The organism is Streptomyces endocoffeicus (assembly GCF_016741935.1).
Taxonomy (GTDB): Bacteria; Actinomycetota; Actinomycetes; order Streptomycetales; family Streptomycetaceae; genus Streptomyces; species Streptomyces endocoffeicus.
This window is the reverse complement of record NZ_JAERRG010000191.1, coordinates 1-697: the sequence shown is the minus strand read 5'-3', so window position 1 is coordinate 697 and position 697 is coordinate 1. Positions and strand designations below refer to the sequence as shown.

Below are 697 nucleotides of genomic sequence, written 5' to 3'. Positions count from 1 at the left end.
GAGCCTGCGCCTCAATCGGATCCCCCAACCTCGTCCCCGTCCCATGAGCCTCCACCACATCCACCTCAGCCCCCGACACCCCCGCAACCTCCAACGCCCGCCGAATCACCCGCTGCTGAGCAAGCCCATTCGGCGCCGTCAACCCATTCGACGCACCATCCTGATTCACCGCCGAACCACGCACCACAGCAAGCACCGGATGACCGTTACGACGCGCATCCGACAAACGCTCCAACAACACCATCCCCACACCCTCAGACCAACCCGTACCATCCGCCGCATCAGCAAACGACTTACAACGCCCATCCCGCGCCAGACCACCCTGCCGAGAAAACTCGATAAACGTGTCAGGAGAAGCCATCACCGTCACCCCACCCGCCAACGCCAACGAACACTCACCCGACCGCAACGCCTGCCCAGCCAAATGCATCGCCACCAACGACGACGAACACGCCGTATCAACCGTCAAAGACGGCCCCTCCAAACCCAGCACATACGACACACGCCCCGACGCAATCGCCCCCGACGCACTATTGAAGACATAATCGTGATACATCATCCCGGCAAACACACCAGTCGAACTACCACGCAGACCACGAGGATCCACCCCCGCCCGCTCCAACGCCTCCCACGAAACCTCCAACAACAACCGCTGCTGAGGATCCATCGTCAACGCCTCATTCGGACTGACACCAAA

Annotated in this window: 1 protein-coding gene; it reads right to left on the bottom strand. The window is 61.1% G+C overall.

The features are described from left to right. Positions 1-697 (bottom strand): beta-ketoacyl synthase N-terminal-like domain-containing protein (locus tag JK364_RS54530; RefSeq protein WP_201858899.1); only part of this gene is annotated, 697 nt, incomplete at both ends.